This window comes from Sphingobacterium sp. UT-1RO-CII-1, assembly GCF_026711005.1.
Taxonomy (GTDB): domain Bacteria; phylum Bacteroidota; class Bacteroidia; order Sphingobacteriales; family Sphingobacteriaceae; genus Sphingobacterium.
In genome coordinates, this window is the sequence record NZ_JAPPVJ010000001.1 from 226,286 (window position 1) to 252,238 (window position 25,953).

General features: G+C 35.8%; 22 protein-coding genes. 9 read left to right on the plus strand and 13 right to left on the minus strand.

Annotation, left to right across the window (positions count from 1 at the left end; all coding sequences use genetic code 11):
• Positions 1 to 209: 209 nt before the first annotated feature.
• On the plus strand, positions 210 to 1,598 hold the full coding sequence (gene lpdA / locus ORI89_RS00900) for a dihydrolipoyl dehydrogenase (protein WP_268228539.1): 1,389 nt from the start codon (positions 210 to 212) through the stop codon (positions 1,596 to 1,598).
• Positions 1,599 to 1,652: 54 nt separating this feature from the next.
• On the opposite strand, the gene ORI89_RS00905 is transcribed toward lpdA, so the two are convergent.
• The 5 genes from ORI89_RS00905 to ORI89_RS00925 are packed head-to-tail and all read right to left on the minus strand — an operon-like array spanning position 1,653 to position 5,974.
• Positions 1,653 to 2,657, minus strand: a complete 1,005-nt coding sequence (locus ORI89_RS00905; RefSeq protein ID WP_268228540.1) for a LacI family DNA-binding transcriptional regulator — start codon at positions 2,655 to 2,657, stop codon at positions 1,653 to 1,655.
• Between the two features lie 34 nt (positions 2,658 to 2,691).
• Complete coding sequence (locus tag ORI89_RS00910) at positions 2,692 to 4,275, minus strand: S41 family peptidase (RefSeq protein WP_268228541.1); 1,584 nt, start codon at positions 4,273 to 4,275, stop codon at positions 2,692 to 2,694.
• A gap of 21 nt (positions 4,276 to 4,296) precedes the next feature.
• A complete protein-coding gene (locus ORI89_RS00915; RefSeq protein WP_268228542.1) occupies positions 4,297 to 4,839 on the minus strand; it encodes an HAD hydrolase-like protein in 543 nt (180 codons plus the stop codon).
• 11 nt (positions 4,840 to 4,850) lie between these two features.
• Entirely contained in the window at positions 4,851 to 5,318 is a 468-nt protein-coding gene (locus ORI89_RS00920) for a hypothetical protein (RefSeq protein ID WP_268228543.1), read from the minus strand.
• A 2-nt stretch (positions 5,319 to 5,320) separates the two neighbouring features.
• Positions 5,321 to 5,974 carry an ABC transporter ATP-binding protein gene (locus ORI89_RS00925; RefSeq protein ID WP_268228544.1) on the minus strand — a complete coding sequence of 218 codons (654 nt, stop codon included), beginning with the start codon at positions 5,972 to 5,974 and terminating at the stop codon, positions 5,321 to 5,323.
• 151 nt (positions 5,975 to 6,125) lie between these two features.
• On the opposite strand from ORI89_RS00925, the gene sucC reads away from it, so the two are divergent.
• The 3 genes from sucC (at position 6,126) to ORI89_RS00940 (ending at position 9,692) form a co-directional block, all read left to right on the plus strand.
• Positions 6,126 to 7,319, plus strand: a complete 1,194-nt coding sequence (gene sucC, locus ORI89_RS00930) for an ADP-forming succinate--CoA ligase subunit beta (RefSeq protein WP_268228545.1) — start codon at positions 6,126 to 6,128, stop codon at positions 7,317 to 7,319.
• A 217-nt stretch (positions 7,320 to 7,536) separates the two neighbouring features.
• Positions 7,537 to 8,982 (plus strand): asparagine--tRNA ligase, encoded by a 1,446-nt coding sequence (asnS, locus tag ORI89_RS00935; protein ID WP_268228546.1) that lies wholly within the window; start codon positions 7,537 to 7,539, stop codon positions 8,980 to 8,982.
• Positions 8,983 to 9,071: 89 nt separating this feature from the next.
• Positions 9,072 to 9,692 (plus strand): L-threonylcarbamoyladenylate synthase, encoded by a 621-nt coding sequence (locus ORI89_RS00940; RefSeq protein WP_268228547.1) that lies wholly within the window; start codon positions 9,072 to 9,074, stop codon positions 9,690 to 9,692.
• Between the two features lie 425 nt (positions 9,693 to 10,117).
• On the opposite strand, the gene ORI89_RS00945 is transcribed toward ORI89_RS00940, so the two are convergent.
• Together ORI89_RS00945 and recF are read right to left on the minus strand one after the other, a co-directional pair.
• Complete coding sequence (locus ORI89_RS00945) at positions 10,118 to 10,432, minus strand: DUF721 domain-containing protein (protein ID WP_268228548.1); 315 nt, start codon at positions 10,430 to 10,432, stop codon at positions 10,118 to 10,120.
• Complete coding sequence (gene recF / locus ORI89_RS00950) at positions 10,425 to 11,528, minus strand: DNA replication/repair protein RecF (protein WP_268228549.1); 1,104 nt, start codon at positions 11,526 to 11,528, stop codon at positions 10,425 to 10,427. Before recF ends, ORI89_RS00945 begins: the two co-directional genes overlap by 8 nt.
• Before the next feature lie 268 nt (positions 11,529 to 11,796).
• On the opposite strand from recF, the gene ORI89_RS00955 reads away from it, so the two are divergent.
• Complete coding sequence (locus tag ORI89_RS00955) at positions 11,797 to 12,582, plus strand: glycerophosphodiester phosphodiesterase (protein WP_268228550.1); 786 nt, start codon at positions 11,797 to 11,799, stop codon at positions 12,580 to 12,582.
• A gap of 79 nt (positions 12,583 to 12,661) precedes the next feature.
• Here the strand turns inward: ORI89_RS00955 and ORI89_RS00960 are convergent, their stop codons facing one another.
• The 3 genes from ORI89_RS00960 to tilS form a co-directional block, all read right to left on the minus strand.
• A complete protein-coding gene (locus ORI89_RS00960; RefSeq protein ID WP_268228551.1) occupies positions 12,662 to 12,967 on the minus strand; it encodes a DUF4834 family protein in 306 nt (101 codons plus the stop codon).
• Between the two features lie 83 nt (positions 12,968 to 13,050).
• Positions 13,051 to 13,542: a hypothetical protein gene (locus tag ORI89_RS00965; protein ID WP_268228552.1), complete on the minus strand. Its 492-nt coding sequence runs from the start codon at positions 13,540 to 13,542 to the stop codon at positions 13,051 to 13,053.
• 5 nt (positions 13,543 to 13,547) lie between these two features.
• Positions 13,548 to 14,876 carry a tRNA lysidine(34) synthetase TilS gene (gene tilS, locus ORI89_RS00970; RefSeq protein WP_268228553.1) on the minus strand — a complete coding sequence of 443 codons (1,329 nt, stop codon included), beginning with the start codon at positions 14,874 to 14,876 and terminating at the stop codon, positions 13,548 to 13,550.
• A 147-nt stretch (positions 14,877 to 15,023) separates the two neighbouring features.
• On the opposite strand from tilS, the gene ORI89_RS00975 reads away from it, so the two are divergent.
• Positions 15,024 to 17,210: an OstA-like protein gene (locus ORI89_RS00975; protein ID WP_268228554.1), complete on the plus strand. Its 2,187-nt coding sequence runs from the start codon at positions 15,024 to 15,026 to the stop codon at positions 17,208 to 17,210.
• A gap of 49 nt (positions 17,211 to 17,259) precedes the next feature.
• On the opposite strand, the gene ORI89_RS00980 is transcribed toward ORI89_RS00975, so the two are convergent.
• From ORI89_RS00980 to ORI89_RS00990, 3 genes are all read right to left on the minus strand, one after another.
• Positions 17,260 to 17,835: a non-canonical purine NTP diphosphatase gene (locus ORI89_RS00980; protein WP_268229114.1), complete on the minus strand. Its 576-nt coding sequence runs from the start codon at positions 17,833 to 17,835 to the stop codon at positions 17,260 to 17,262.
• 14 nt (positions 17,836 to 17,849) lie between these two features.
• On the minus strand, positions 17,850 to 18,401 hold the full coding sequence (locus tag ORI89_RS00985) for a hypothetical protein (protein WP_268228555.1): 552 nt from the start codon (positions 18,399 to 18,401) through the stop codon (positions 17,850 to 17,852).
• Between the two features lie 125 nt (positions 18,402 to 18,526).
• Positions 18,527 to 19,507 carry a deoxyhypusine synthase family protein gene (locus ORI89_RS00990; protein ID WP_268228556.1) on the minus strand — a complete coding sequence of 327 codons (981 nt, stop codon included), beginning with the start codon at positions 19,505 to 19,507 and terminating at the stop codon, positions 18,527 to 18,529.
• Between the two features lie 820 nt (positions 19,508 to 20,327).
• Here ORI89_RS00990 and ORI89_RS00995 point away from each other — a divergent pair.
• The 3 genes from ORI89_RS00995 to ORI89_RS01005 all read left to right on the plus strand — a co-directional run bounded on the left by ORI89_RS00995 (position 20,328) and on the right by ORI89_RS01005 (position 25,953).
• Positions 20,328 to 20,900: an RNA polymerase sigma factor gene (locus ORI89_RS00995; protein ID WP_268228557.1), complete on the plus strand. Its 573-nt coding sequence runs from the start codon at positions 20,328 to 20,330 to the stop codon at positions 20,898 to 20,900.
• A gap of 371 nt (positions 20,901 to 21,271) precedes the next feature.
• On the plus strand, positions 21,272 to 22,450 hold the full coding sequence (locus ORI89_RS01000) for a FecR family protein (protein ID WP_268228558.1): 1,179 nt from the start codon (positions 21,272 to 21,274) through the stop codon (positions 22,448 to 22,450).
• 62 nt (positions 22,451 to 22,512) lie between these two features.
• A complete protein-coding gene (locus tag ORI89_RS01005; protein WP_268228559.1) occupies positions 22,513 to 25,953 on the plus strand; it encodes a TonB-dependent receptor in 3,441 nt (1,146 codons plus the stop codon).

Sequence of the window (25,953 nt, forward strand, 5' to 3'; positions counted from 1 at the left end):
AATTGGTAAATTAAACACATATGACATTCTCATGTTTAATAAGTAAAAAACACGAGAGCTCCATATGACGGATAAAAAATAGATTATACACATATGAAATATCCATATGACAGAGACAGCACAAGCCCAAATGAATATAATTATTGCACGAGCTCGTGACAATCGGCTTGGATATCTCATATAACTATTAAAAGACAAATTATTTACATATGAATTACGACATCATAGTAATTGGTAGTGGCCCCGGCGGTTACGTAGCTGCTATTCGCGCATCACAACTAGGATTCAAAACTGCAGTTATTGAACGCGAAGCATTAGGTGGTATCTGTTTAAACTGGGGGTGTATACCTACAAAAGCATTATTAAAAAGTGCACAAGTATTCGAATACCTAAATAATGCAGAAGATTACGGCATTAAAGTTCAAGGTGGAGAGGCTGATTTTCCAGCTATTGTCAAAAGAAGCCGTGGTGTAGCAGAAGGCATGAGCAAAGGCATACAGTTTTTAATGAAAAAAAACAAGATTGATGTTATCATGGGTACTGCTAAAATTAAAAAAGGCGGTAAAATTGAAGTAAAAGTTGCCGACGGTTCAGTAAAAGAATATACAGCAAAACACACTATCTTAGCTACAGGAGCACGTTCTCGTGAATTACCAAGCCTGCCACAAGACGGCAAAAAAATAATCGGCTATCGACAAGCTATGAATTTACCTTCACAACCAAAATCAATGGTTGTAGTTGGTTCTGGTGCTATAGGTGTTGAATTTGCCTATTTCTATAACGCAATTGGTGTAGATGTAACCATTGTCGAATTTATGGATCGAATTGTACCGGTTGAAGATGAAGAGGTTTCTAAACAATTAGAAAAGTCTCTTAAAAAAGCTGGAATAACAATTCTTACAAAAGCTGAAGTACAGTCTGTTGATAGTTCAGGGACGTTAAGTAAGGTCTCTATAAAAACAGCAAAAGGAACAGAAGTTATTGAAGCAGAAGTTGTTCTATCAGCCGTAGGAATAGCACCTAATATCGAAAACTTAGGCCTAGAAGAAGTAGGCATTAAGACTGATAAAGGTCGTGTTGTAGTAGATAGCTTCTACAAAACTAACATAGACGGAGTATACGCTATAGGAGATATTGTTGCAGGACAAGCTTTAGCCCACGTTGCTTCTGCAGAAGGCATTACATGTGTGGAAAAAATCAAGGGGCTGCAAGTAGATCCTATTGATTATAACAATATCCCTGGCTGTACATACTGTTCTCCTGAAGTTGCTTCTGTAGGCTATACCGAAAAAGCAGCCAAGGATGCAGGGTATGAAATCAAAGTTGGCAAGTTCCCGTTCTCTGCTTCTGGGAAGGCCTCTGCGGCAGGAGCTAAAGATGGTTTTATAAAGCTTATCTTCGATGCAAAGTATGGTGAATTATTAGGAGCTCACATGATTGGTGCTAATGTCACGGAAATGATAGCAGAAATTGTAGTTGCACGAAAACTAGAAACTACTGGGCACGAAATTATTAAAGCAATACACCCGCACCCAACAATGAGTGAGGCCATCATGGAAGCAGCAGCAGACGCATATGGTGAAGTTATTCACTTATAAAATAAAAAGAGCCTTTAAGAATTCTTAAAGGCTCTTTTTATTTTATAAACTTTTTTATTTTAAAACTAACTTCGAGGGAAATGCAACATCTTTGGTTGCAAGCTCTTCTTTTGACATAATATTTTCAAAGAGAATCTCCGCTGCTTTACGAGCTTGTTGATCGGGATATTGTTCAATACTTCCCATTGGTGGATTTTCCATATACTTCCATAATGGATAATTAGCATAGCTAATAAAATAAACATCCTTTTTCTGAACTAAACCTCTCTGTCTTGCATACCTCATAACATCCAGGGTAACAAAATCATTAAAAGAAACTACCGCAGAAGGACGATCAGATAAAACTAGCAATTCTTCCATAGCAACAACATTCCCTTCCTCAGTTAAATCTGTATTAACTACATACTTTTCATCGTATACTAAACCTTCGGTTTTTAACGCTTTTTTATAGGACTCTTCCCGTTCCTGTGAAGCTAGTAAATTTTCAGGCCCGTTTATTAATGCTATATTCTGATGCCCTATAGAAGCAAATGCCTGAATAGCTTCACGCATACCAGATGATAAATCACTATATACCTTATTTACTCCTTCAGTTTTAGGTACACAGTCGAAAAAAACTACAGGAATATCTGCTTCTTTAAGCACTTGTACAAAATTCAAATCCTCCGTATTTTTACCTAAAGACATTAAAATACCATCAACTCTGTGTTTTCGAAAAGTTTGAATAATCTGTAATTCTCTATCAGCATCATCATGAGATTGTCCCATTAGAACTGTGTATTTGTGGCCGCTAGCTACATTCTCTATTTCGCTTATGGCCGAAGAGAAAAAAGGTTCAGAAAGACTTGGTAAGATAACACCGATTGTAAACGTCTTTTTTTGTTTAAAAAAAATAGCTGTTTGATTTGGCTCGTAATTCAACTCTTCAGCCATCTTTTTGACCCGCATAGTTGTTACCAAACCAATACTAGGATGATCATTCAATGCCCGAGAAACAGTTGAAGGTGATATTTTTAGCTTTTTAGCAATTTCTTTTATTGTTGTGGGCTTTTTTTTCATGCTTCATGCTTTTTATCACTCACAAATATAAGCTTTATTTTAGCAAATTTCTCTTTGGAAACTTATACATCCCGTTTTTAAGCTTACTACCACCAATTTGAATATGTGATTTCGGTCGTTCTTTTCTCATATTTGAACTAGCAACTTTACTAATGCTTCTTGTTAAACTTTCAAAAGATCCGGTTTGAATGTGATTTAACGCAGCACTTAGCATTGATTCTTCTTTGTCGCCGAAATCTGCGAAACTCCCAAACTCCCAAACATGTGCGTCAGGCTTCATACCACCAAAATACTCACCTCCGTCATATCTTTTACTACTCTTACCACCCTTATTGTTATCACTATTTATTGTCATAAAAGATGTCACATACAATTCAATCTTTGGATCAACTATAGGTATTCCAAAAAATCCCACGGGCTTTCCATATGTATTATCAGCGATTTGATTGCCATCTCTATTACTATATGTTCCAACTATATAAACCTCCATATGTGGTTCTAACACATTCATCAAAAGCTCACTTGCAGATGCTGTAGCAGATGTAACTAAAAAATAGACTCTCCTAAGGTTTAAATGGCCCTTTTTACTAAAGTATACAGGGCCAAACTCATCACCTTCATCTAACCACCCCCAACTTTCTAAAGTTCCGTTTACTTGGTTTGTATACATTAGCTTTTTATCCATAGCTGAAGGCACAATTTTATCTGCCAGGTACTCTGCTGTTAATACAGAACCTCCTCCATTATATCGTAGATCCACGACCAGCTCATCCACCCCTGCAGATTCAAAATTTTTGAACACTTTCTCAAACGCATGATACATATCCGTTTTCACAAATACTCCCCCTTCTCCATTAGTACCCACACTTTCATCTATATTTAAAAAAGAGTTAAAAGCCAAATAACCAACTTTTTTGCCTGCCAGATCTAGAATATTGTCAGCCAAAATAGGATTAGGAATAAACGTACCACTCGTAATTTCTTTTTCAATGATAACTCCTTTTTTATTTACAAATTTTATTATCATTGATCCGGCTGTTAAATATTTTCCTAATAAAGGGTCCTCGGGATTATCTCCATATACAGAAACTATTTTATCGTCACCGTTGATACTTAGAACCTTATCACCCCGTCTCATTCCTGCAGTATAAGCAGGCGAAGCTTTATCAACCATTTGCACTGATAAATCATATCGGTTTCTTTCCTCACTATCTTGTAAAAAGAAAAATGTTACACCAAAGCTAGTTGTAGCAATTCCCTGCATCTCGCCACTAATTTCACCATCACGATCTAAAAAACTAAATCGGTCAATAGGCCGATTAGTTAAAGGGTCATTTGGTGTCAACTTCACTAAAGAGTACAACACTTCTTCTCCACTGCTAAAGGCCTGCGTATATTTACGGAGAACATCTTGTTTTAATATATCATCTACATTTCTTGGGGGCATATATTCCTGCCATAATGAGAGGAACTTCGTATAGTAAAACACAGAATCTTTTATCAGATCTTCTTTTGTATCGTGATCTATTTTCTCTGGATTCTTTATTTCCTTCTTACAAGCTGAAAATCCAAGAATTAGAATAAAGAAGAGTAAAATTAGGGATTGTTTATTCTCCATATACATACTAATTTATCAGTATTAAATAACTATTTGAATTTGCTCTTCTTCCACACTATACTGTTCGGCAATATAAGCAATTGGTACAATATTTCTAAAATGTAATTCATCACTAAAAAAAACACGTAATGTGGCCACAATTACATGCAACTCCTGCCAATCAATATGTTTGATCTTATTTAACTGTTCCACAGGATTACCCTCTGTCAGAATTGCTAACTGTTTGCCCGAATCAAACAGTCTTTTCAATTGAAACTTAGCTTCAGGTTTTAAAAAAAGTTTTAGTGGCAAATGCGCATTTGCACGCAGTCTTTCAAAGTTCTCTATATAACTATTCGGTAAATCAAAGTTATCAAGTGTTTTTTCCAATACTACGTCTTCACCGAACTGCTCATATGTCGTTTTCATATAAGCAACAATATTTTCACCAACTACATTCGCTTCAGTAAACTCTACAAAATTGGAAAACAAATAATATACCTGTAGTAAATAATCTCGCTTGGGATACAGTACATCGTCCAACTCAAAAACATAAACACTCTTATCAAGGGAAATATGATGCATGAAAAATTAAATTAAACTAAACATAATACCAACTCGTCCCCTGAATCCGAACGAATACCTACTCCAGAAAAATAATGATCATCCAATTGTTCTTTAGAAATCATATTTTCTCCGGAACTAAAAACTTGTAGATTCAAACTTTTGTCAGGATTCTCTACAATTAAGCATCCTGTCAAGTCATGTGGCACTAACAACTTTACACCATATTCAGCTAGCAAAACACGTACTTCCCACAATGGCTGCAACTCCGACCTTCCTAAAGGTAATAGCTTATCAATACCCTCATCTAAACACAATTTCAATAATTCATGTGCAAATGTCGTTGTGTTAGCAACCGGTATTGCTTTATAATTAGTTTGCTTCAAAACTTCAGGAAAATCCTCCGAAGAACCATAAACAACTTCGTATTTTTCACCTAACAAATGTCCCACTCGTTGTGCAAAAGGCCTCGTTCCGTACGTTATTAATATTTTACTCATATTCAAACTATCTGTCCATCTCTCATATGAACTGTCCTGTCGGAGATACCCGCAAGATCCTCATTATGGGTAACAATAATAAATGTTTGTCCCATTGTATCCCTAAGCTCAAAAAACAATTGGTGCAACGCCGCTGCATTCTCAGAATCCAGATTACCTGAAGGTTCATCGGCTAAAATCAAAGCCGGCTTATTAATCAATGATCGGGCTACTGAAACTCGTTGTTGCTCTCCACCCGACATAGCTGTTGGCTTATGTTGAGCTCTATTTCCGACACCTAATCGTTCCAAAAGCTCCATGCCTCTTTGTTCTGCCTCCCGTTTATTCACACCAGCAATAAATGCCGGAATACAGACATTCTCTAGTGCTGTAAATTCAGGTAATAAATGATGAAATTGAAATACAAAACCTATATTCTGATTGCGGAATAAACTTATCTTTTTCTCTCCTAACTTTCCGACATCTATTCCATTGATCATCAAACTTCCTACATCAGGTCTATCCAGTGTACCAACAATATGCAAAAGAGTGCTCTTACCTGCACCTGAAGCACCAACAATAGAAACTATTTCCCCTTCAGTAACTGACAAATCCACGCCTTTCAAAATAGGCAACTGCCCATAAGTTTTATGTATATTCCTTGCCTTCAATATCATAATACGAAGGTAAGGAAAAAGCCATAAAATCAATTAAGAAAGAATGTCAGCTGTATAAATAAAACATGCGCATCCTAACAAACCACAAATTAGCGAGCATTTACTTGACCTTTACATTAAAAAACCATATTTTTACGACAAATTTTTTAAGATGAACATTCACGAATATCAAGCAAAGGAAATACTTAAAAGTTTTGGCGTAAGAGTTCAAGAAGGAATTGTAGCTGAAACACCAGAGCAAGCTGTTGAAGCTGCGAAGAAACTAAAAGAAGATTATAATTCGGATTGGGTTGTTATCAAAGCTCAAATTCACGCTGGAGGACGCGGTAAAGGTGGCGGTGTAAAATTAGCTAAAAACCATGATGAGGTAGTACAAAGAGCAACTGACATCATCGGCATGCAGTTAGTAACACCTCAGACTGGTCCTGAGGGGAAAAAGGTAAATAAGGTGTTAGTTGCACAAGATGTTTACTACCCAGGAAACAGCGAAATCAGTGAGTTTTATGTATCTGTTCTTTTGGATCGTGCTACTGGACGTAACATCATCATGTATTCAACAGAGGGTGGTATGGATATCGAAGAAGTTGCAGAGAAAACACCACACCTAATCTTTAAAGAAGAGATTGACCCTAAAGTTGGCCTTCAGGGATTCCAAGCACGCAAAATAGCATTCAACTTAGGCTTAAGCGGTGATGCTTATAAAGATATGGTCAAATTCGTTGCCGCGCTTTATAAAGCATATGACAGTATTGATGCTGCATTATTCGAAATCAACCCAGTTTTAAAAACTTCTGATGACAAAATTTTAGCTGTAGATGCTAAAGTAAATTTTGACGAAAATGCATTATATCGCCATAAAGACTACGCTGCATTACGTGATGTTACAGAAGAAGATCCTACTGAAGTAGAAGCTGGAGAATCGAACTTAAACTACGTAAAACTAGACGGTAACGTTGGTTGTATGGTTAACGGCGCTGGTTTAGCAATGGCTACAATGGATATTATTAAAATAGCCGGTGGTGAGCCCGCAAACTTTTTAGATGTAGGTGGTACAGCTAATGCGGAAACCGTTAAAGCTGGTTTTAACATCATATTAAAAGATCCTAACGTAAAAGCTATACTTATTAATATTTTTGGTGGCATTGTCCGCTGTGACCGTGTAGCCCAAGGTGTTATTGATGCTTACAATGAAATTGGGGATATTCCAGTTCCAATCATTGTGCGTTTACAAGGTACAAATGCTGAAGAAGCTAAGAAATTGATTGACGACTCAGGCTTAAAAGTATACTCAGCTATTTTATTAAAAGAAGCTGCAGAGTTAGTAACAAAAGTATTAAAAGGCTAAACCTTTTTACACTAAGGAACAAGTAAAAGCCTTTGATTTTTCTCAAAGGCTTTTTCTTTTCTATAATCAAAACTTATTATTCCCCCATTATTTTAAGAGCTTACAAGCAATATAAAAGTGCATAATTTAAGGATAAAACAGCATTTTTATGAAATAATAAGCTATTTTTGTAAGCTTAGATATATCAAAAGCTAAATCAGCTAATTTTATATTAACTATGGAACATACACGTATTAAAGAATTACTAAAGTCAGAAGACTTCGGAAGAGAAGTTGTCGTCAAAGGTTGGGTAAGAACATTTCGCAACAATCAATTTATTGCTATAAATGATGGTTCTTCTACTAAGAATATTCAAGCCGTTGTTGACTTTGCAAACTTAGACTCTGCACTTCTTAAACGTGTAAATACCGGTGCAGCTATTCGTATTAAAGGAATACTAATTGAATCACAGGGCAAAGGACAGAATGTTGAAATAACAGTTACCGAATTAAATATATTGGGCGACTCTGACCCTGACAAATATCCGCTACAGCCCAAAAAGCACAGTTTAGAGTTTTTGCGTGAAATTGCTCACCTACGCTTTCGTACCGGCACATTCAATGCTGTATTTAAAGTTAGAAATGCGTTATCATTCGCTGTACATAAATTCTTTAACGAACGAGACTTTGTATACATGCATACACCCATAATTACAGGTGCAGATGCGGAAGGCGCGGGAGAGATGTTTAAAGTGACAACATTTGATTTCGATAATATCCCACGCACGGAAGATGGAAAAGTTGATTACAAAGAGGACTTTTTTGGTAAAGCCACTAACTTAACCGTCTCTGGGCAATTAGAAGGCGAACTTGCTGCCATGGCACTTGGTAATATCTACACCTTTGGTCCAACTTTCCGAGCGGAAAACTCAAATACAACCAGACATTTAGCTGAATTCTGGATGATTGAGCCCGAAATGGCGTTTTATGAACTAGAAGATAACATGGACTTGGCTGAAGAGCTATTAAAATATGTTATTCAGTATGCTTTAGACCACTGTCCTGACGAGATTGAACTCTTAAAAAACAGGCTCTTAGAAGAAGAAAAAAACAAGCCTCAAAGTGAACGTTCTGAACTTGATCTAGTTGATAAACTTAGATTTGTAGTTGACAACAAGTTCGAACGAGTTTCCTATACAGATGCAATAAAAATATTAAAGCGATCCAAACCTAATCAAAAGAAACAGTTTAAATACCTAATTGACGAGTGGGGTGCTGATTTACAATCTGAACACGAACGCTACTTAGTAGAGAAACATTTCAAAAAACCAGTTATTTTAGTAGATTATCCTGCTGAAATAAAGGCTTTCTACATGAAGCAAAATGAAGTAGATGCTAACGGCCATAAAACTGTTCGAGCCATGGATATCCTTTTCCCAGGAATCGGCGAAATGGTTGGCGGTTCACAGCGTGAAGAGAACTTAGACAAGCTAATCAACAGAATGAATGAGGTAGGAATAGAACAAAGCGAAATGGACTGGTTTTTAGACACACGCCGCTTCGGCTCTGCCCCTCACTCAGGCTTTGGAGTAGGCTTTGAAAGATTAGTACTATTTGTTACAGGGATGACTAATATCCGTGATGTTATTCCTTTTCCGCGGACACCGAATAACGCAGAATTTTAACATACACAGTCAAGGGCTTTCTACACAACAACAAAGTGGAAGAAGCCCTTTACTTTTTAAATTTCAGCCAATTATATGTATTTTCGTATATGCTTATCAAAATATATGAAGATAACCCCAACCCCAAAGCTATAGAGCAAGCGGTTGATATACTCAAAAAAGGAGGAGTCATTATTTATCCTACAGACACTGTTTATGGCATAGGCTGTGATATCACGAACCAGAAAGCCATCGAACGTGTTTGCAAAATACGAGGAATAAAACCTGAAAAATCGAATCTCTCTTTTATTTGTCACGATCTAACAGATATTTCAACTTATACGAAGCCTTTCGATACACCGGTATTCCGTGTACTAAAAAAAGCTTTACCCGGACCTTTCACATTTATATTTAACGCAAGCGGACAGGTACCTAAACTATTAAGCTCTAAAAAGAAAACAGTAGGTATACGTGTACCTGATAATAATATTATCCGCGACATTGTTCGGGAACTGGGCAACCCTATTGTAACAACTTCTATTCATGATGAAGATGAGATTATTGAGTATTCTACTGATCCCGAGCTGATCTATGAGAAATACCAAGAGCTTGTAGATTTGGTTATTGACGGAGGTTATGGCGATAATATAGCTTCTACAGTAGTAGATATTACCTCAGGCGACTTTGAAGTGATACGAGAAGGCAAAGGACAATTAGAGGAGTATTTATAGTTCACTCCTTCACCCTTTTCTTTAAAGATGTATTGAATACTTTAAATCCTTATAGAATATTAATCACATAAAAAAGGCAACAGTAAAGCTGTGAAAAATTAATTATTTACTGATTTAGTCTATTTACTTAAGGGTCTTCCAGTAAAACAGAATTTTCCTCCACCTCACTCTACCTTTTAGTCTCCCAGACCAATAACTAAAAAACACATAACAGTTTGTTTATCCGAAAGAATTTATAACTGTATGACTTTTTTGCCTAATTGTAATTTGTAATAATAAAAAACAAATAGTAGCAATGCTTCTGTTTATTTAACTAACAGCAGTCTTTCAAAGAATCAACGATTTAAATTTCGATTGTATATATTCTATCTCCGTAAAAAAATATCAGGAGATACAACAAGAAGATTGGTTCGTTGCATATTTTATTATAATATCACAAATTCCTCTACAACTACATGCCCAACATATTCATTTACTCGTCCTATAATCTGTCGACGCATCATCGCTAGCTCGTTCTTGATTACAGCTGACTCCACTTTCACAAAAAGTTTTTTATCATGTATATAAATTTTCTGTGTGCGGTTAGCAATAGCTTTACCAATGATATCGGGCCATGCATTTACAATAGAAGATTCATCAAATTTAGAGCGGAGTTTATAAACTTCTATCCATTTTTCTACAACCTCCTTTATACCAACATCATCTCTCGCTGGAATTTCATCAAATTTCTTCTTATACATTAACAGCTCCTCCTATTACTTCAAAAATACGAATTGGTTGACCGATTTCATCAAAAATGCTTTTAATTCTTTCTGCATCGGTATCTGTTATAAAAATTTGTCCAAACTCTTCATTTGAAACCAATTCCATAAGTTTTTTTGTCCTTCCTGCATCTAATTTATCAAAAATATCATCTAAAAGAAGTAAAGGTTTATGTGATTTATTTTTGCGTAAAAAACTATATTGAGCTAATTTCAAAGCAATTAAAAAAGACTTTTGTTGACCTTGCGACCCAAATCTTTTTAAAGACATACCTTCGTGAATATTGAATAACAAATCATCTCTATGTATCCCTTGAGATGTACGCTCAAGACTCCTGTCTTTTTCAATATTACTTTCCAACAATGATCTAAAGTCTTGATACAACAAAGGTGATTCATAGGTCAAGGACACTTCTTCAACTTCATCTGTTAAAAAGTTAAAATAGCGCATAAATTCAGGTAAAAAATCCGACATAAACTGTTTCCGTCTATCGAAAATTTTTCCTCCAACGTCTGAAAGTTGCATATCTAATATTTCAAGTAATCCTAAGTCAAAAACTCCCTTTTCCCTTATCTGTTTCAGCAATGTATTACGTTGTAAAAGAATTTTATTGTACTGAATTAAGATATCTAAATAGTGATTATCTGTTTGTGAGATCACATTATCCACAAATTTACGCCGCTCTTCACTTCCATCAGTAATAATAATGGAGTCATTAGGAGAAATCATAACGAGAGGGAACTGACCGATATGATCCGCTAAACGTTGATAATCCTTTTTATTACGCTTAAATTGCTTTTTTTGATTTCTTTTCAGACTACATGATACAGTATCAGATACTCTATCTTTACTGAACTCTCCCTGCAACATAAACCAATCTTCTCCCTTTTTAATATGTTGAGAGTCTATGGGGTTAAAGTACGATTTGCATAATGCCAAGTAATGAATTGCATCGAGTAAGTTTGTCTTGCCTGCACCATTATCACCGACAAAAGCGTTAACCTGAGACAAAAATTCAATAGAAGTTTCTGTATAATTCTTAAAATTCAAAAGGGATAAACGCTTAAGCCACATGTTAACATCTTTATAATTACCAAAAATAATGATTATAATATAGAATCTAACCAAAACATAGTTGCAAGTCCTTTCTAATCAAAAGAGATTTCGTTACTAATTAAACATCTCTCATTATAAACTTATCATAGAATGACTTACCAAAAAACTCTTGGTGAAAGATTTAATAACACATTTTATTGGAGGACACACAAAATTAACATATATTAAACACCTACTCAGAAATACATTATCAAACTATTCAAACAAAAAATAAACCTTAAATAAAATGAAATATTTGATATTATCTTTTCATCTTCTAATCCTCTTTAATCTTCAAGCACAAGTCACTTTTGTAGCTGCGCATCGTGGACAGGCGTCATCAGCCCCTGAAAACAGCATGAGAGGCATAAAAAATCTATTACCTACTGGTATTAAATACATAGAAATTGATATTCGAACCAGCAAAGACTCCATCTTAGTCATCATGCACGACGCAAGTTTAAAACGGACAACAAAATGCCCTTCTCAAACTAATGAACTAACTTTCAAAGAGCTCAAACAACTTACAATGGTCGGCGGTAAAAAAAAAGACCGTATTCCTTCCCTATCGGAGGTATGTAACATATTAAAAAACTGGAACGACATTAATACCAAACGACAAGTGAATCTCTATGTGGATTGCAAAGATGCTCATCCTAAACAACTCATCGAAACACTACTGCATTACGGTTTATTAGATAATGCAGTTTTTTATGCAAAAGACAGTTATTTATTGGAACTACGAAAACTTCATCCAACCATAAAAATTATAGCTGCTCTTAAAAAAACAGACGATCTAGATAATAAAATAACCGAGCTCCGCCCCTTTGCATTTGATGTCCCTTTTCCGATATTAACAAAAGAACTTGTTGATAAAATCCACGGTCATAGAATTGAGGTATTCAGCGACTTACTTTTTAATTTTGACAACCACACAACATATAAACAAGCAAAAGCAATGAATGTTAATGTTATTCAGACCGATAGAGCTAATAAAGCCCTACATGCACTCAAAGTCTTCAAAGCTCAATAAAAAAACAACTCACATAAATAACAGCAAGAATTGTTATTTATCCAAAGATCTAAACTACATTAAAAAACAGGAATAAATATTATTTCACCTCCTCAAATTCCACAAATTCACCAGCTGTTTGTGGTCCCTTTCTCGTTTTCGCATCTTCTTTGGGCATATAATCTACTCGAAGTTCTCCCTCTTTTTGTCCTCTATGTTGTTTAAACTGATCAAAAGGATTTCCTGTTGTATATTGATAAGAACCGTTTCCTCCTTGAGATTGTTGCGCTTTATGCATTAGTTTTTCTGTCATTTTACGCAATGCAAATGGCATTAGTAGCCGAAAAAGATACTTAACTGCATAAAAAACAATAAAAAATATAGCGATAAACTTCAGTAGTCCCATATAAATTTCTTTTATTCAAAAATACAAATATTGCGGCATGCACTCCGTCAATAAAATGTCAGCAAATGCTGGCTTAACATTATTTAAGACTTTAACTTATTTTGTGCTTTTACAATTGCCTTTGCAAGGTCTTCCGCTTTATGCGAACCGATGATGTAAATTAATCCATCATTATCGGTAAGCCAAACAGCATACTTACTACCTGAATAAAAACGAATTCTACCATTTTTATGCAAATTATAAACAGGATTATTAAATATAAATGCACTGTATGGCTTCAATTCCACTTTCACAACATTAAACAAATCAATCTTCACTAACCGAGAGGACCACAACCCACTTAATGTTAAATACTTCTCTGTAACCACCGTTTTATAATGCACCATATAAACCATGAAAACAGACACTATAATTATACCAAAACCAACAATTAAAAACAATTGCTGGGACGGCAAATCTTCTAAATTAAGAGTATAAGCTAAAAAACAAAACATAGCGAGAATAAAACGAACACTGATCCACGTTTTATCTCGTCCCAAATATTGCTTCTCCTGAAAAAGATATGTTTCACCCATAATCTTTATTTACAGACTAATTTAATGACTTTTTTTGTACTTTCCGTAATCTTGTATCGATTATCCAAACGGTAATTAACGACCCATATAATTTCACCATTTGAATTTACCAATATAGGGATACGTTCTTTCGTAAAGCGATCAACTTTTTGATGAATAAAAAAATCACTTAATTTTTGCCTTCCTCGCATACCGAGCGGATAAAAATAATCACCTTCCCTCCAATATCTCAATTCCAAAGGAAAAACCAATCTATCTCCATCAATTTGCACAACTCCATTTTCTCTTTCTATCTGTAAGTTGTCTGAACACGACAAACTAAATAAAAAGCTTCCAAAACTCCAAGACGTATTTTTCTCATTTAATATTAAAAACTTTTCATCCTTATCTATCATAAGACGCTGTAAAAAGAAAAACTGTCTATCCCTAAGCAAACTATATTCTGCTGATTGGTAAATTTTACCGACATCTCCCTCCCAATTTTTCTGCATATCACTCAAAACTTCTTTTGAAAAGCCGAAAGGTTTAAACAACTCATATATCAAGGGCAGATTATCCTTATACTGTTGTAACCTTTCTCTCTTAATCTCATAACCAAATGTTTTTTCAACAAAGATAGACTCTCGAATCGGTACAATAAAAGACTGCAATAGTTCATACGACTCCTGAATATGTGCGATATTACCTTCCATTACATATTCAAAATCATTCACTACTTCTTTAAATCTCGGAACAATTTCTAAACGCACTTTATTTCGCACATACTTTGTCGAAAAATTAGATTGATCATCCCTGAATGGAATATTATTTTTTTTCACATAATACGTCACTTCCTCTGCTGTCAAAAACAGCAGAGGTCTGAGCAAATCATTACGTTTACGTAAAATACCACGCAGACCGGTCAGTCCCGTACCTCGAGTTAAATTCACAAAAAAAGTTTCAATATGATCGTTAAGATGTTGTGCAACACAGATCCAAGACAAATCCAACTCTTCTTTCAATTCCTTAAACCAACTATAACGTAAATCCCTAGCTGCCATCTGTATAGATATTCCTTCTTGTAGAGCATAAGATTCTGTTTCAAATCTATTTACATAACAAGGTACTCCATGTTCTTCCGCATAATTACGGACAAGTTTTTCATCTCTATCGGACTCGTCTTCTCTTAACAAAAAATTACAATGTGCTATGACACATTGATAGCCCAAATGCATGAAAAGATGAGCCATTAACATGGAGTCTCGCCCACCACTAATAGCTAACAAAAAGGTGTCATCTTTTGCCACACCTAAGTCTTTACTTATATACGATTCAAATCGGGAAACTAAACTCATATATCAAAGTTAAAACATTCTTAAGATCAAAAAGATCTGAATCTAAAATTTATCATTTAACAAAAATTTGGCATTTAATTATCTATTTTTGCCCATGTGAAAGCTTACCTCATAATCCTGTTTAACTTTCTTCTTCTTGGTCAACTAATGGCGCAAGAAGAACTTAGACTACTTTCTTCGCGTTACAGCACAATCATTGATCAAAAAGGATTGAGCAGTATACAACCCGTTTACCTTCACAAAGGGAATACTTTGTCAGCTGATAGCGGTATTATCTATCAAGACACTATTGGTCGACAGTTTTTTGAAGCTTTTGGAAATATAGTTATTACCCAACCGTCAGGAACTATTATTTACGCTGATAAACTGTTTTATGATGCTTCACCACAAGTAGCAACCCTAACAAATAATGTGCGTATGGTAGATGAAAAGTCAGTTTTAACAACCAACCATTTAGTTTACAAAATGCGTGATAAAATAGGTACTTATACAGGTGGCGGACGTATTATAAGCGAAACCGATACCATTACATCACTTAATGGTTATTATTTCGAAAATACGGAAGATGCTTACTTTCGGAACAAAGTCATAGTACGAACCCCTGATGTTAAAATATATACAGATACGATGCGTTATAATTCGTTACAACGTTTAACATATTTTTATGGCCCTACAAATATAAAAGGAAATAAAAACGAAAATTTATATACAGAAAAAGGAACGTACAACACACAATCTGGCATTGCAAATTTTTCAAAAAACAATCTATACACGGAAGGTACTCGCTTTTTAAAAGGAGACAGTTTACATTACGACCGTGCTACTGCAATCGGAAAAGCTTATAAAAATGTTGTTTTTGTCGACACATTGGATAAATTTTATGCTTATGGGGGATATGGACTGTACAATCAGAACGACGAATCTATCACCATGACTGACAAACCATTAATTACAATGGTTGTAAAAAACGATTCTACCGAAAACAAGTCTAATATGCCGACAAACAAAAATGATTCGGTATCATATGACAAAGGGAGCTATAACGACTCAACGTTGCTTAATAAAAATTTAATTCAACAGGATACTTCCGTTCATACTATTGCAACAGCCTCTCCCTCTATTGACTCTGTTTACATGACAGCTGACACCATTTTTTCAAAAATGATTATGCTAAGAGATTATGAAGCCAAAAACTTCGAGCTAAATAGAGATGGAGGGGAAATAGAAAATGATCAAGATGACGTAGACTATGGTGATGGAGAAGATTTTGACGATGACCAATTTATCGAAAATTTAAACTCTACTGACTCTACACGCATTGATATAGATTTTAATCTTAAGGTCAAAGAGACTACTCAGGACAGCATAATCGCAAATGAAAGCTATGACAAAATAAAAAAACAAGTTAAGAAAGCTACACAAACAAATTTATCAAAAGAAGAAAACCCAATAGAAAAGGGCTTGAAACAAGACTCTATTTTAAGAAAAACAGCCATTATTCCTGTGGAAAATCAAGCTGATAGCTTAATTAAAAGTGCTTTAATAGCAGCTCAGAACCCTTCAATAGACACCACTATAATAGATAAAAACAACAAAGACATTGCCTATTTAGATACTGCAAGGACCCGAGTAGTCAAAGCATATTATAACGTTAGAATGTATAAGTCCGATTTACAGGCTGTAGCAGACTCATTATATTACGGCATGGCCGATTCTATGTTTCGTTTTATGGGAAAACCAATGATATGGGCTGAAAACTCTCAAATTTCCTCTGACACAATATACATGCAAATACAACAACAAAAACTAGACAATGCTTTATTGATAGGCAATGCATTCATGGTTAATGTTGTGTTAGATTCCATACAATATAATCAACTAAAAGGTCGAAAAATTACTGCTTTCTTTGCCAACAACAACATTGAGAAACTCTTTGTTGATGGAAACGCTGAAAACCTTGTTTTTTCTGTTGATGAAAAAACAAAAATAATTACCGAAATGTTTCATGACCGTGGAGCAAGGATAAAGATAAAAATGGATAATAAAAAAATTATCGATTATATTACAATCCGTAAAGTTGACCAGAAGGTATACCCTTTCAAATTAGTTAATCAGGAAAATGAAAAACTACCAGGTTTTATTTGGCTTCCTCAAGATCGTCCAAAATCCAAAGAAGATATGATTAACCGTAAACGTACAATACATAACGAAAGTCCAGATCCTACAACCGAAAAAGAAACCGGCAAAAAAATCAAAAGAGAGGATGATAATGACACTGTAAAAGAAGAGGATTTTTCAAAATCACAAGAAAGTGACACTAAAAGCGACTTATAATATAAAAGAACTTTCAACAACTCGCCGTAATATAATATATTAAATCTCTCTACAATGATAACAGATACTTTCCTAATTTTCGAGTAGCGATAGCTCGATGGCTAATGTCATTTTTTTCTGTAGCACTCATTTCTGCAAAAGTCTTATCGTAACCATTTGGAACAAAAACAGGATCATACCCAAAACCTTCAGCACCTTTCCTTTCATGCGTAATTTCCCCATAAATAACTCCTTCAAAAAAATGTTGTTCTTTATTTAAATATAAAGATATAACTGTTCTAAAACATGCTTTCCGATTCGCATTATCACCTAGTTTCTCAAGTAGCAAGTCAATATTATCTTCCATATTTCTTGTTCCGGAATAACGTGCAGAATAAACTCCTGGTTCATTTTTCAAGCTCTCAACTTCCAAGCCAGAGTCATCAGCAAAAGAGTCTAATTGAAAATGACGAAACAAATAGTCTGACTTCTGTTTTGCATTTTCTTCAAAAGTATCCCCTGTTTCAGGAATATCATCATAACATCCTATATCTTCTAAAGATTTGATAAAAAAACGACCATCTACAATCGCTCTTACCTCATCCAATTTATTCTTATTATTTGTAGCAAAAACCAATTCTATCATAGCAAATACAAAAATTAAGATCCGATAAACGTCCGAAACTCGTTCCAAAACGCTTTCTTTTTATCCACATCTACAAACATTTCCTCAAAAGAGAATGTATTAAAGACTGTTGCAACTCGTCCTTTCATATACGAGTTATGCTGAATAGCCGGCAATTTTAAAGAAGCTGGCTCAACTCCCAATAGTGTTATTTTTGTCGGTTTAAAAAAATCCATGATTTTCTTAAAATCATTCGGGTTACTCTCATTCGACAAGTTAACTACTGCAACATTATCAGGCGTCAATTGTAATGCGCCTATAGTCTTAACAAAGGCCGTCTCCGCTGCTGGTGAAAAATACGGATGCTCAGGATAGCGTAAAATAAAAAGAATACCAGTACTTTTATCCCCTTTATATACAAATCCTTCTAACATCCCGCCTCCCCCTTCACGTCTAACCGAAAACTCATCTATCTCTACAGGAGCAGCTGCATCATTGATCGTTTCAACATCAAAATTACTAGTAAAGATAGTTTCTGACATAAGCGTCTGTAAAGCAATAGGATTATTTGTTATCAAATTATTCATATGTATACACCCCCTTTCTTATCTATCATATGGAAGAGCATGAGCATTCCATATACAAAAAAAGGAGCAACTGTATGTGAAAAACGTATCTACAAGTTGCTCCAAAATATTGTATTATAAAATACCTAGTGTCCTAAAATATAAGAGAAAACAAGTGGAGCTACAATTGTAGCATCAGACTCGATAACAAAAGTTGGCGTATCAACATCTAACTTACCCCAAGTAATTTTCTCATTAGGAATTGCTCCTGAATACGAACCATATGATGTTGTTGAATCCGATATCTGACAGAAATATGCCCAAAAAGGAACATCCGTCCATTCTAAATCCTGATACATCATTGGAACTACACAAATAGGAAAGTCTCCAGAAATACCTCCTGCTATTTGAAAGAAACCAACACCTTTACCTCCAGAGTTTGCGCGATACCACTCCGTTAAGTAAACCATATACTCAATTCCTGATTTCACAGTGCTAGCTTTCAGCTTCCCTTTAATTACATTGGAAGCAAATATATTACCCGTGGTAGAGTCTTCCCATCCCGGACAAACAATAGGCAAGTTTTTCTCCGCGGCTGCTACAATCCATGAATTCTTTGGATCAATCTCGTAATATTGCTCAAGCACGCCTGAATTTACCACTTGATACAAATATTCATGTGGCAAATAACGCTCACCTTTAGCCTCAGCAGCATGCCATACATCCTCTAAGTGCTTTTGCAAGCGACGAAAAGCTTCTTCTTCAGGAATACATGTGTCTGTTACTCTATTATAGTGTTGATCTAGTAATTCACGTTCTTGTTCTTTAGTTAAATCACGATAGTTTGGCACACGTTTATAATGAGAATGTGCGACTAGGTTCATCACATCTTCTTCAAGGTTTGCTCCAGTACATGAAATAATATGTACTTTATCTTGGCGAATCATTTCAGCCAATGAAATGCCCAATTCAGCGGTGCTCATAGCACCTCCCATTGAAATTAACATTTTCCCACCTTCAAGCAGGTGAGCCTCATACCCTTTAGCTGCATCAACTAAAGATGCCGCATTAAAATGCAGGAAATTCTTCTCTATAAACTGAGAAATAGGACCTTTCTGTGTGCTCATTTTTATATAATTTATTCGCAAATAATATTAAGACAAAGATACCTTTATTTTGGTAAAATACAGACGAATTAAAAAGTAAAGGCTTTCCCACATCACCTATAAAAAGTCTATGTACTCGGCTAAAAGTAACGTCGTACAACACGATTAATGTATGGTCCTTTTGCGCTTATACTTTGGCTTTCTTCTTAGCAACCGACTAAAAATCAACCAGAAAAAAAGTATAATAACGACCAGGACAACCAAAACAATAATTTCTTCCGTTCCTATAGTCCATAATAATGTATGCATAGTATCAAGTATTCATTTAGAACAAACCATCCAGATTAGTAGTTTATTTATTACAACAGGTTGTAAAGATATCTATTATAATGTATTTAAAGATACTTCTTTCCCCGTCTTAGCACTTTTATAAATAGCTTCAATAAAATCTATTTTCTGCATCTTATGTCCCAAATAACTAATATTCATAGGATCTGCTACACCTCCAACAGTTGACAAAGAAGAATACTATTTTTTATACTTTCATCCTCTACACTTACCGCATCGAACTTCCCAGTATGAAGGTAATCTTCCTCCAAAATGATACTACCTTTTGTACCAATTAATCCGATCCGCTGATAAGCTCCAGGGAAAACAGCAATCGTAGCCTCTATCGTCCCTACCGCTCCGTTTTTAAACGAAAATCAGTTTAAGTGACATGGAAATCATCATATATATAAAACTTTAATAAAATATTTCGTCAAAATGGAATGAGAAATATGGAAAAAATTAGTGTTTTTTTTTCTTAAGTTTGACATCTCTAATATAACCCTAATTTATAATGGACGTAGAAAACAGATTGATCATTGCTTTAAAATCGGGCGACGAATTTGCTTTCAAAACCATTTACGACAAATATTCCAATAAAATTTTCGATTGCTCTTTCTTTCTTCTCAAAGATAAAGATTGGAGTGCAGATATTGTACAAGAGGTTTTTATCAAACTCTGGAACTACAGAACCAACCTCAGTCCTGATAGTAATTTATGGTCTTTCTTATATGTACTCACAAAAAGGCTCTGCTTTAACCGACTCAAAGAAATTCAACGAGATCATAGCTCCTTTGATCGTATACTAAAAAGTTCCACCTTAGTAACAGACAGTTCACATGATATTTTAGTGGCAAAAGACCTCGCATTTCATTTACAAAAAGCCCTAGATCAACTTTCTGATAGACAGCGAGAGATATTTGAACTAAGCAGATTTGAAGGTCTATCTCATCAAGAGATTGCACAACGGTTGGAAATTTCCCCCAATACAGTTAAAAATCACATGGTTAGTGCACTTAAACTTGTTAGAAAATATGTTTTACATGTTAACTGCTTAGTACTTCTTTCTATTATTGATATTTTATAAAAAATGAGTGCTATTATTACCTCATTGAAATATCGAACTAGGGGCTACATCATTTTTCTAATTACGTTACTATAAGGATTGAAAAGTATGAAATGTGCTAGCAGCATATATTTAACAAAATTAGAGTAATAAAAAAATAATCTAATTCCAATACAAGAAATGGGATTAATAATTCACGAAAAACTCACAAGCAAATTGATAAATAAAACACATGTATTTTCACTCAATAAGTTGTTAACGCCCAGGCCTCAAATAGAATGTTAACGCTTATTTAATAAAAAGTCATTTTTGACTAGTCCTATTTCGCTAGTTGTTTGTTCCTATTATAATAAAGTCAAGAAAAAACGCTTATTATAAAGCTATTATTATATATGAATAAAGAAAGGTTTGAATATCTTTTATTCCAGTATTTGAACAACTGCTTCACAGAATCAGAGTTAATCGAGTTTTTAGATTTGCTAAAAACGAATGACTTGAAAGACTTGGATCAGCTTGTCGACCAACAATTGAATAAACATCTTAAAGATAATCTAGCGGCAAAACACAAATTTGAGAAAGACTCGACCTTTGCGGCTATACAAAGTCATATCAAGCAAAAACCTGTCTCAGAAGAAACAAAGCACTATACTTTCCCTATACGTTGGGTAGCTGCTTCAGTGGCAATATTGTTATCAATTGCTCTTTTTTGGGTCTACACAAACATAGATAGCCAATCTACAGCCTATGTAATATTTGACGACATCGAACTTCCCGAAGCCAGTTCGCCAACCGTCACACTAGCCGACGGCACAAACTACTGCCTTTCAGAGATGGACGCTAATGCGTTACTTAATTTAGGTATCAGCCTGACAAACAATGCCGACGGGTCGGAAACTTTTCAGGTTTTGCCTAGTACCAATGGAGTATCAGAACAACGTACTTTTCACGTTCCTAAAGGCACCTCATCGGTACTTATGATGCCTGATGGCAGCAAAGTATGGTTGAATTCAGGTTCTAAACTTCGGTATCCCAGCGAGTTTTCAAAAAACATACGTCAAGTGGAATTAGAGGGGGAAGCCTACTTTGAGATTGCCCACAACAAAGCTTCTCCTTTTGTCGTGAAGAGTGCCGAAACGCATATCAAAGTATTGGGCACCGAGTTTAATGTGTCGAACTATCTCGAAGCCGATAAAACCTTCACCACTTTAGTATCTGGAAAGGTAGAAATCAACAATAATCGTAATAAGACTAATTTAAGCCCTGGTTTACAATCGATAACCAGTAAAAACTCGTCAAAAATACAAACTAAGAAAGTCAATACCAAAATGGTAACAGCCTGGAAAGAAGGATATTTCAACTTTGACAACGATGATATTCGAACAGTATTAACAAAAATCAAATCATGGTATGACATACAGGGGTTTGAAATAAAAGATGAGACATCCGACCAATTTACTGGTTCGATCTTAAGAACGCATAAATTATCACACTTACTTGCACAACTCGAAAAAACATCTAATTACAAATTTAAAATTAAAGAAGGGAGGGTACAGGCTATGGGCCGTGAATAATACTTATAACAAAACAACCTTAAAATTAATAAATCATAATTATATAGAATAAACTTAACCTAATGTATAAAAACCATCTTCATTATCGGAATCGATCGATAAAGCTTTTTAGTAAAGATAGTTTACGTATTAAAATTATCTCATTAGTTTTCCTAGCCTTTTTTTTCAAGGCTCAGGCAACTACTTACGGGCAAAAAATCACAGTAAAATTACGCAATGCATCGTTGACTGAAATTTTAGCTGCTATTCAGAAACAAACAGGATATGACTTTCTTTACAACAGTAGCTTAGGAAAAGACCTTCCGAAAAAAAACATTGACGTCAACAATATAGAGCTTAAAGAAGCTTTAACCACGTTGTTAACACCATACCAACTGGATTTTGAAATTGATCAAAAGATAGTTGTCATTAAAAAGAAAAAAGGCAGTGCTAAAGCGAGTAGTGTATCTAACCCTATTGTTAAAGAAAACCTAAGCATAGAGGTCCTTCAGCAAAGAACTATCAAAGGTACGGTTACTAATGAAACTGGCGAGCCTGTTCAGGGCGCTACAGTAGCAGTAAAAAGTAGTTCGGCATCTACCTCATCAGACGAAAACGGGGATTATTCTCTCAATATAAACAGTAATCATACAGCGATCACTGTATCGGCAGTTGGCTATGCTTTGGCAGAAGTTGCTATCGACTCACAAAACACCATTAACATCATCTTACAGTCGTTTATATCAGATTTAGACGAGGTCGTCGTTGTCGGCTACGGTACGCAAAAGAAAGCCACTGTTACAGGGTCGGTTGCTACAATCGGAACAGAAGAGTTGGCGAAAGCTCCGGTTTCTAACCTAAGTAATGCTTTGGTTGGTCGTATGCCGGGTATCCGTGTGCAAAATACAGGTGGTATTCCTGGCTCGGAGTCCACTGTAGATATTCGTGGCTTTGGCCAGCCTTTGATCTTGGTTGACGGCATTGAACAACCAGGTTTCCAGATTGACCCAAACGAGGTAGAGAGTATATCGGTATTGAAAGATGCCGCTGCTTCGATTTATGGGGTGAAAGCCGGAAATGGAGTTTTGCTTATCACTACAAAAAAAGGTAATGCAGGCGCTGCTAGAATTGCCTATAACGGATCGGTTGCTTTGCAAAATTTCACTTCTTACCCTAAAATGGTGAACGCTGCTCAATATGCGGAGCTGATTGACGAGGACGCAATGAACCGTGGGAATGCACCTATTTACGGACCGGAGAAGCTTCAGCTTTTCAAAGAGGGAGCCGACGGCTACAAGAGTTACGACTGGTTTGATATTTTGACACGTGATTTTGCTCCTCAAACACAACATAACGTAAACATTTCAGGTGGTACAGAAACCAGCCGTTACTTCACTTCGGTAGGCTACACCAAACAAGAAGGTATGTACACAACCAAAGATATGGATTTTGGTCGTTACAACTTCCGCTCAAACTTGAGCTCTACGATTGCAAAGAACTTGACTGCTGATGTGCAGGTAAGCGGACGTGTGGAAAACAGACAAGCTCCTTACGACGACGATACCTTTATTATTCACGGTGTGACGCGTATGTTACCGACGATGTCACCTTATGCAAACGACAATGATCCTTCATACTATGGTTTGACAAACTTCCAAAACCCGCTAGCTAGATCGGACGCCGAATACTCGGGCTATAGAAGAGGAAAGAAGAAATTGTTAAATACACAGTTTTCTTTAAAATATGATATACCTGCTGTAAAAGGTTTGTCGGCTAAAGCTTTATTTTCGTACTTAACGAGAGTAGAAGAAGATAAAAACTTTGCGAAAGAGTTTTTCCTATACGAACATGATAGCCAAAACAACATTTATAACAGGGTATTTACGGGCAACTCGCCTTCAAGCTTAGACCGACGTACTTACACCAGCGAGCAGAACCTACTGCAATTCTCGTTGAACTACAATCGCAGTTTTGACGACAAGCACAACGTGTCAGCCTTAGCGCTTTTCGAGCGACGTGAAGACAAAGACGACTTTGTACAAGCATACAGACAGTTTGACATTGACGCTTTAGAACAGATTAACGCAGGTAGTGATATCAATAAAAATAACAGTGGTAATGAGAGCGAAATAGCTAACGTATCGTTTGTGGGGCGTGTGAACTACGACTATATGCAGAAATATCTGGTAGAATTGGCTTTCCGTGAAGACGGTTCTGCCAAATTCCACAAAGACAACCGTTGGGGCTTCTTCCCAAGTGCATCCTTAGGCTGGCGCTTGTCAGAAGAATCATTCATCAAAGATAACATGACGATCTTCGACGACTTGAAGCTTCGCTTATCCTATGGTAAAATGGGCGACGACCGTGGAAACAACAATGAGGTAAAAGCATTCCAATATTTGACAGGTTATAATTATCCTGGAGGATCATCGTATATCTTCGGATCTGACGTGATACAGAGTTTAAACCCAAAAGGCTTACCGAACGTTGCGTACACTTGGTTTACATCAGAGATTTTCAACTTAGGACTTGACGCTTCGTTCTGGAACAGAAAATTAGAAGTTACTTTCGATGCATTCTACCGCAAGCGTAAAGGCTTATTAGCTTACCGTACCCTTTCGTTGCCTAACACATTTGGTGTCTCATTACCACAGGAAAACTTAAACAGCGACGATTATCGCGGCTTTGAATTGAGCTTAGGCCACCGCAACCAGATCAACGAGTTCCAATATGCGATAAAAGGTAACGTGTCGTTCACACGTATTAAAGATGTGTATATTGAACAAGCCGCCCCTATCAACTCACTTACGAATTGGAAAAACAACCGTTCTGACAGATGGCAGAACATAGACTATGGCTACAAGTATGTAGGGCAATTCCAAGATCAAGAGCAGATCAACAATTGGGCTATACAGGATGGTGCAGGTAACACGACACTTACACCTGGTGACTTGATGTTCCAAGACTTAAACGGAGATGGTGTAATTGACGAGAATGACATACAGCCTATGGGCCGTAGCAACAAACCAGAAATGTATTTTGGTTTAGATCTATCAGCAACCTGGAAAAACTTCGATTTTTCAGTATTGATGCAAGGAGCAGCCAACTACTCGAGATACATGCACGGTACAATGGCGCATGCTTTGTCAAACGGATCAAGTGCATTGGAAATATTTACCGATCGTTGGCGTAGAGCTGACCTATACGATCCGAATTCAGAATGGATACCAGGTAAATACCCATCAACCTATGCTTCAGGAAAAGAGTCAAACAACAGACGTTCAAGCTTCTACCTGCAGGATGCTATCTACCTACGTGTGAAAAATATCGAGTTGGGTTACACCATCCCTACGCATATCACAAAAGAAAAAATAGGTATACACAGTTTAAGAGTTTACTTGTCTGCTAATAACCTTTTAACCTTTGACAACCTTTCATTTGGAGACCCAGAGGCACCTAGCAACGACCGCATTTTATACCCACAAATGCGAGTATATAACTTTGGTGTAAACCTTACCTTTTAA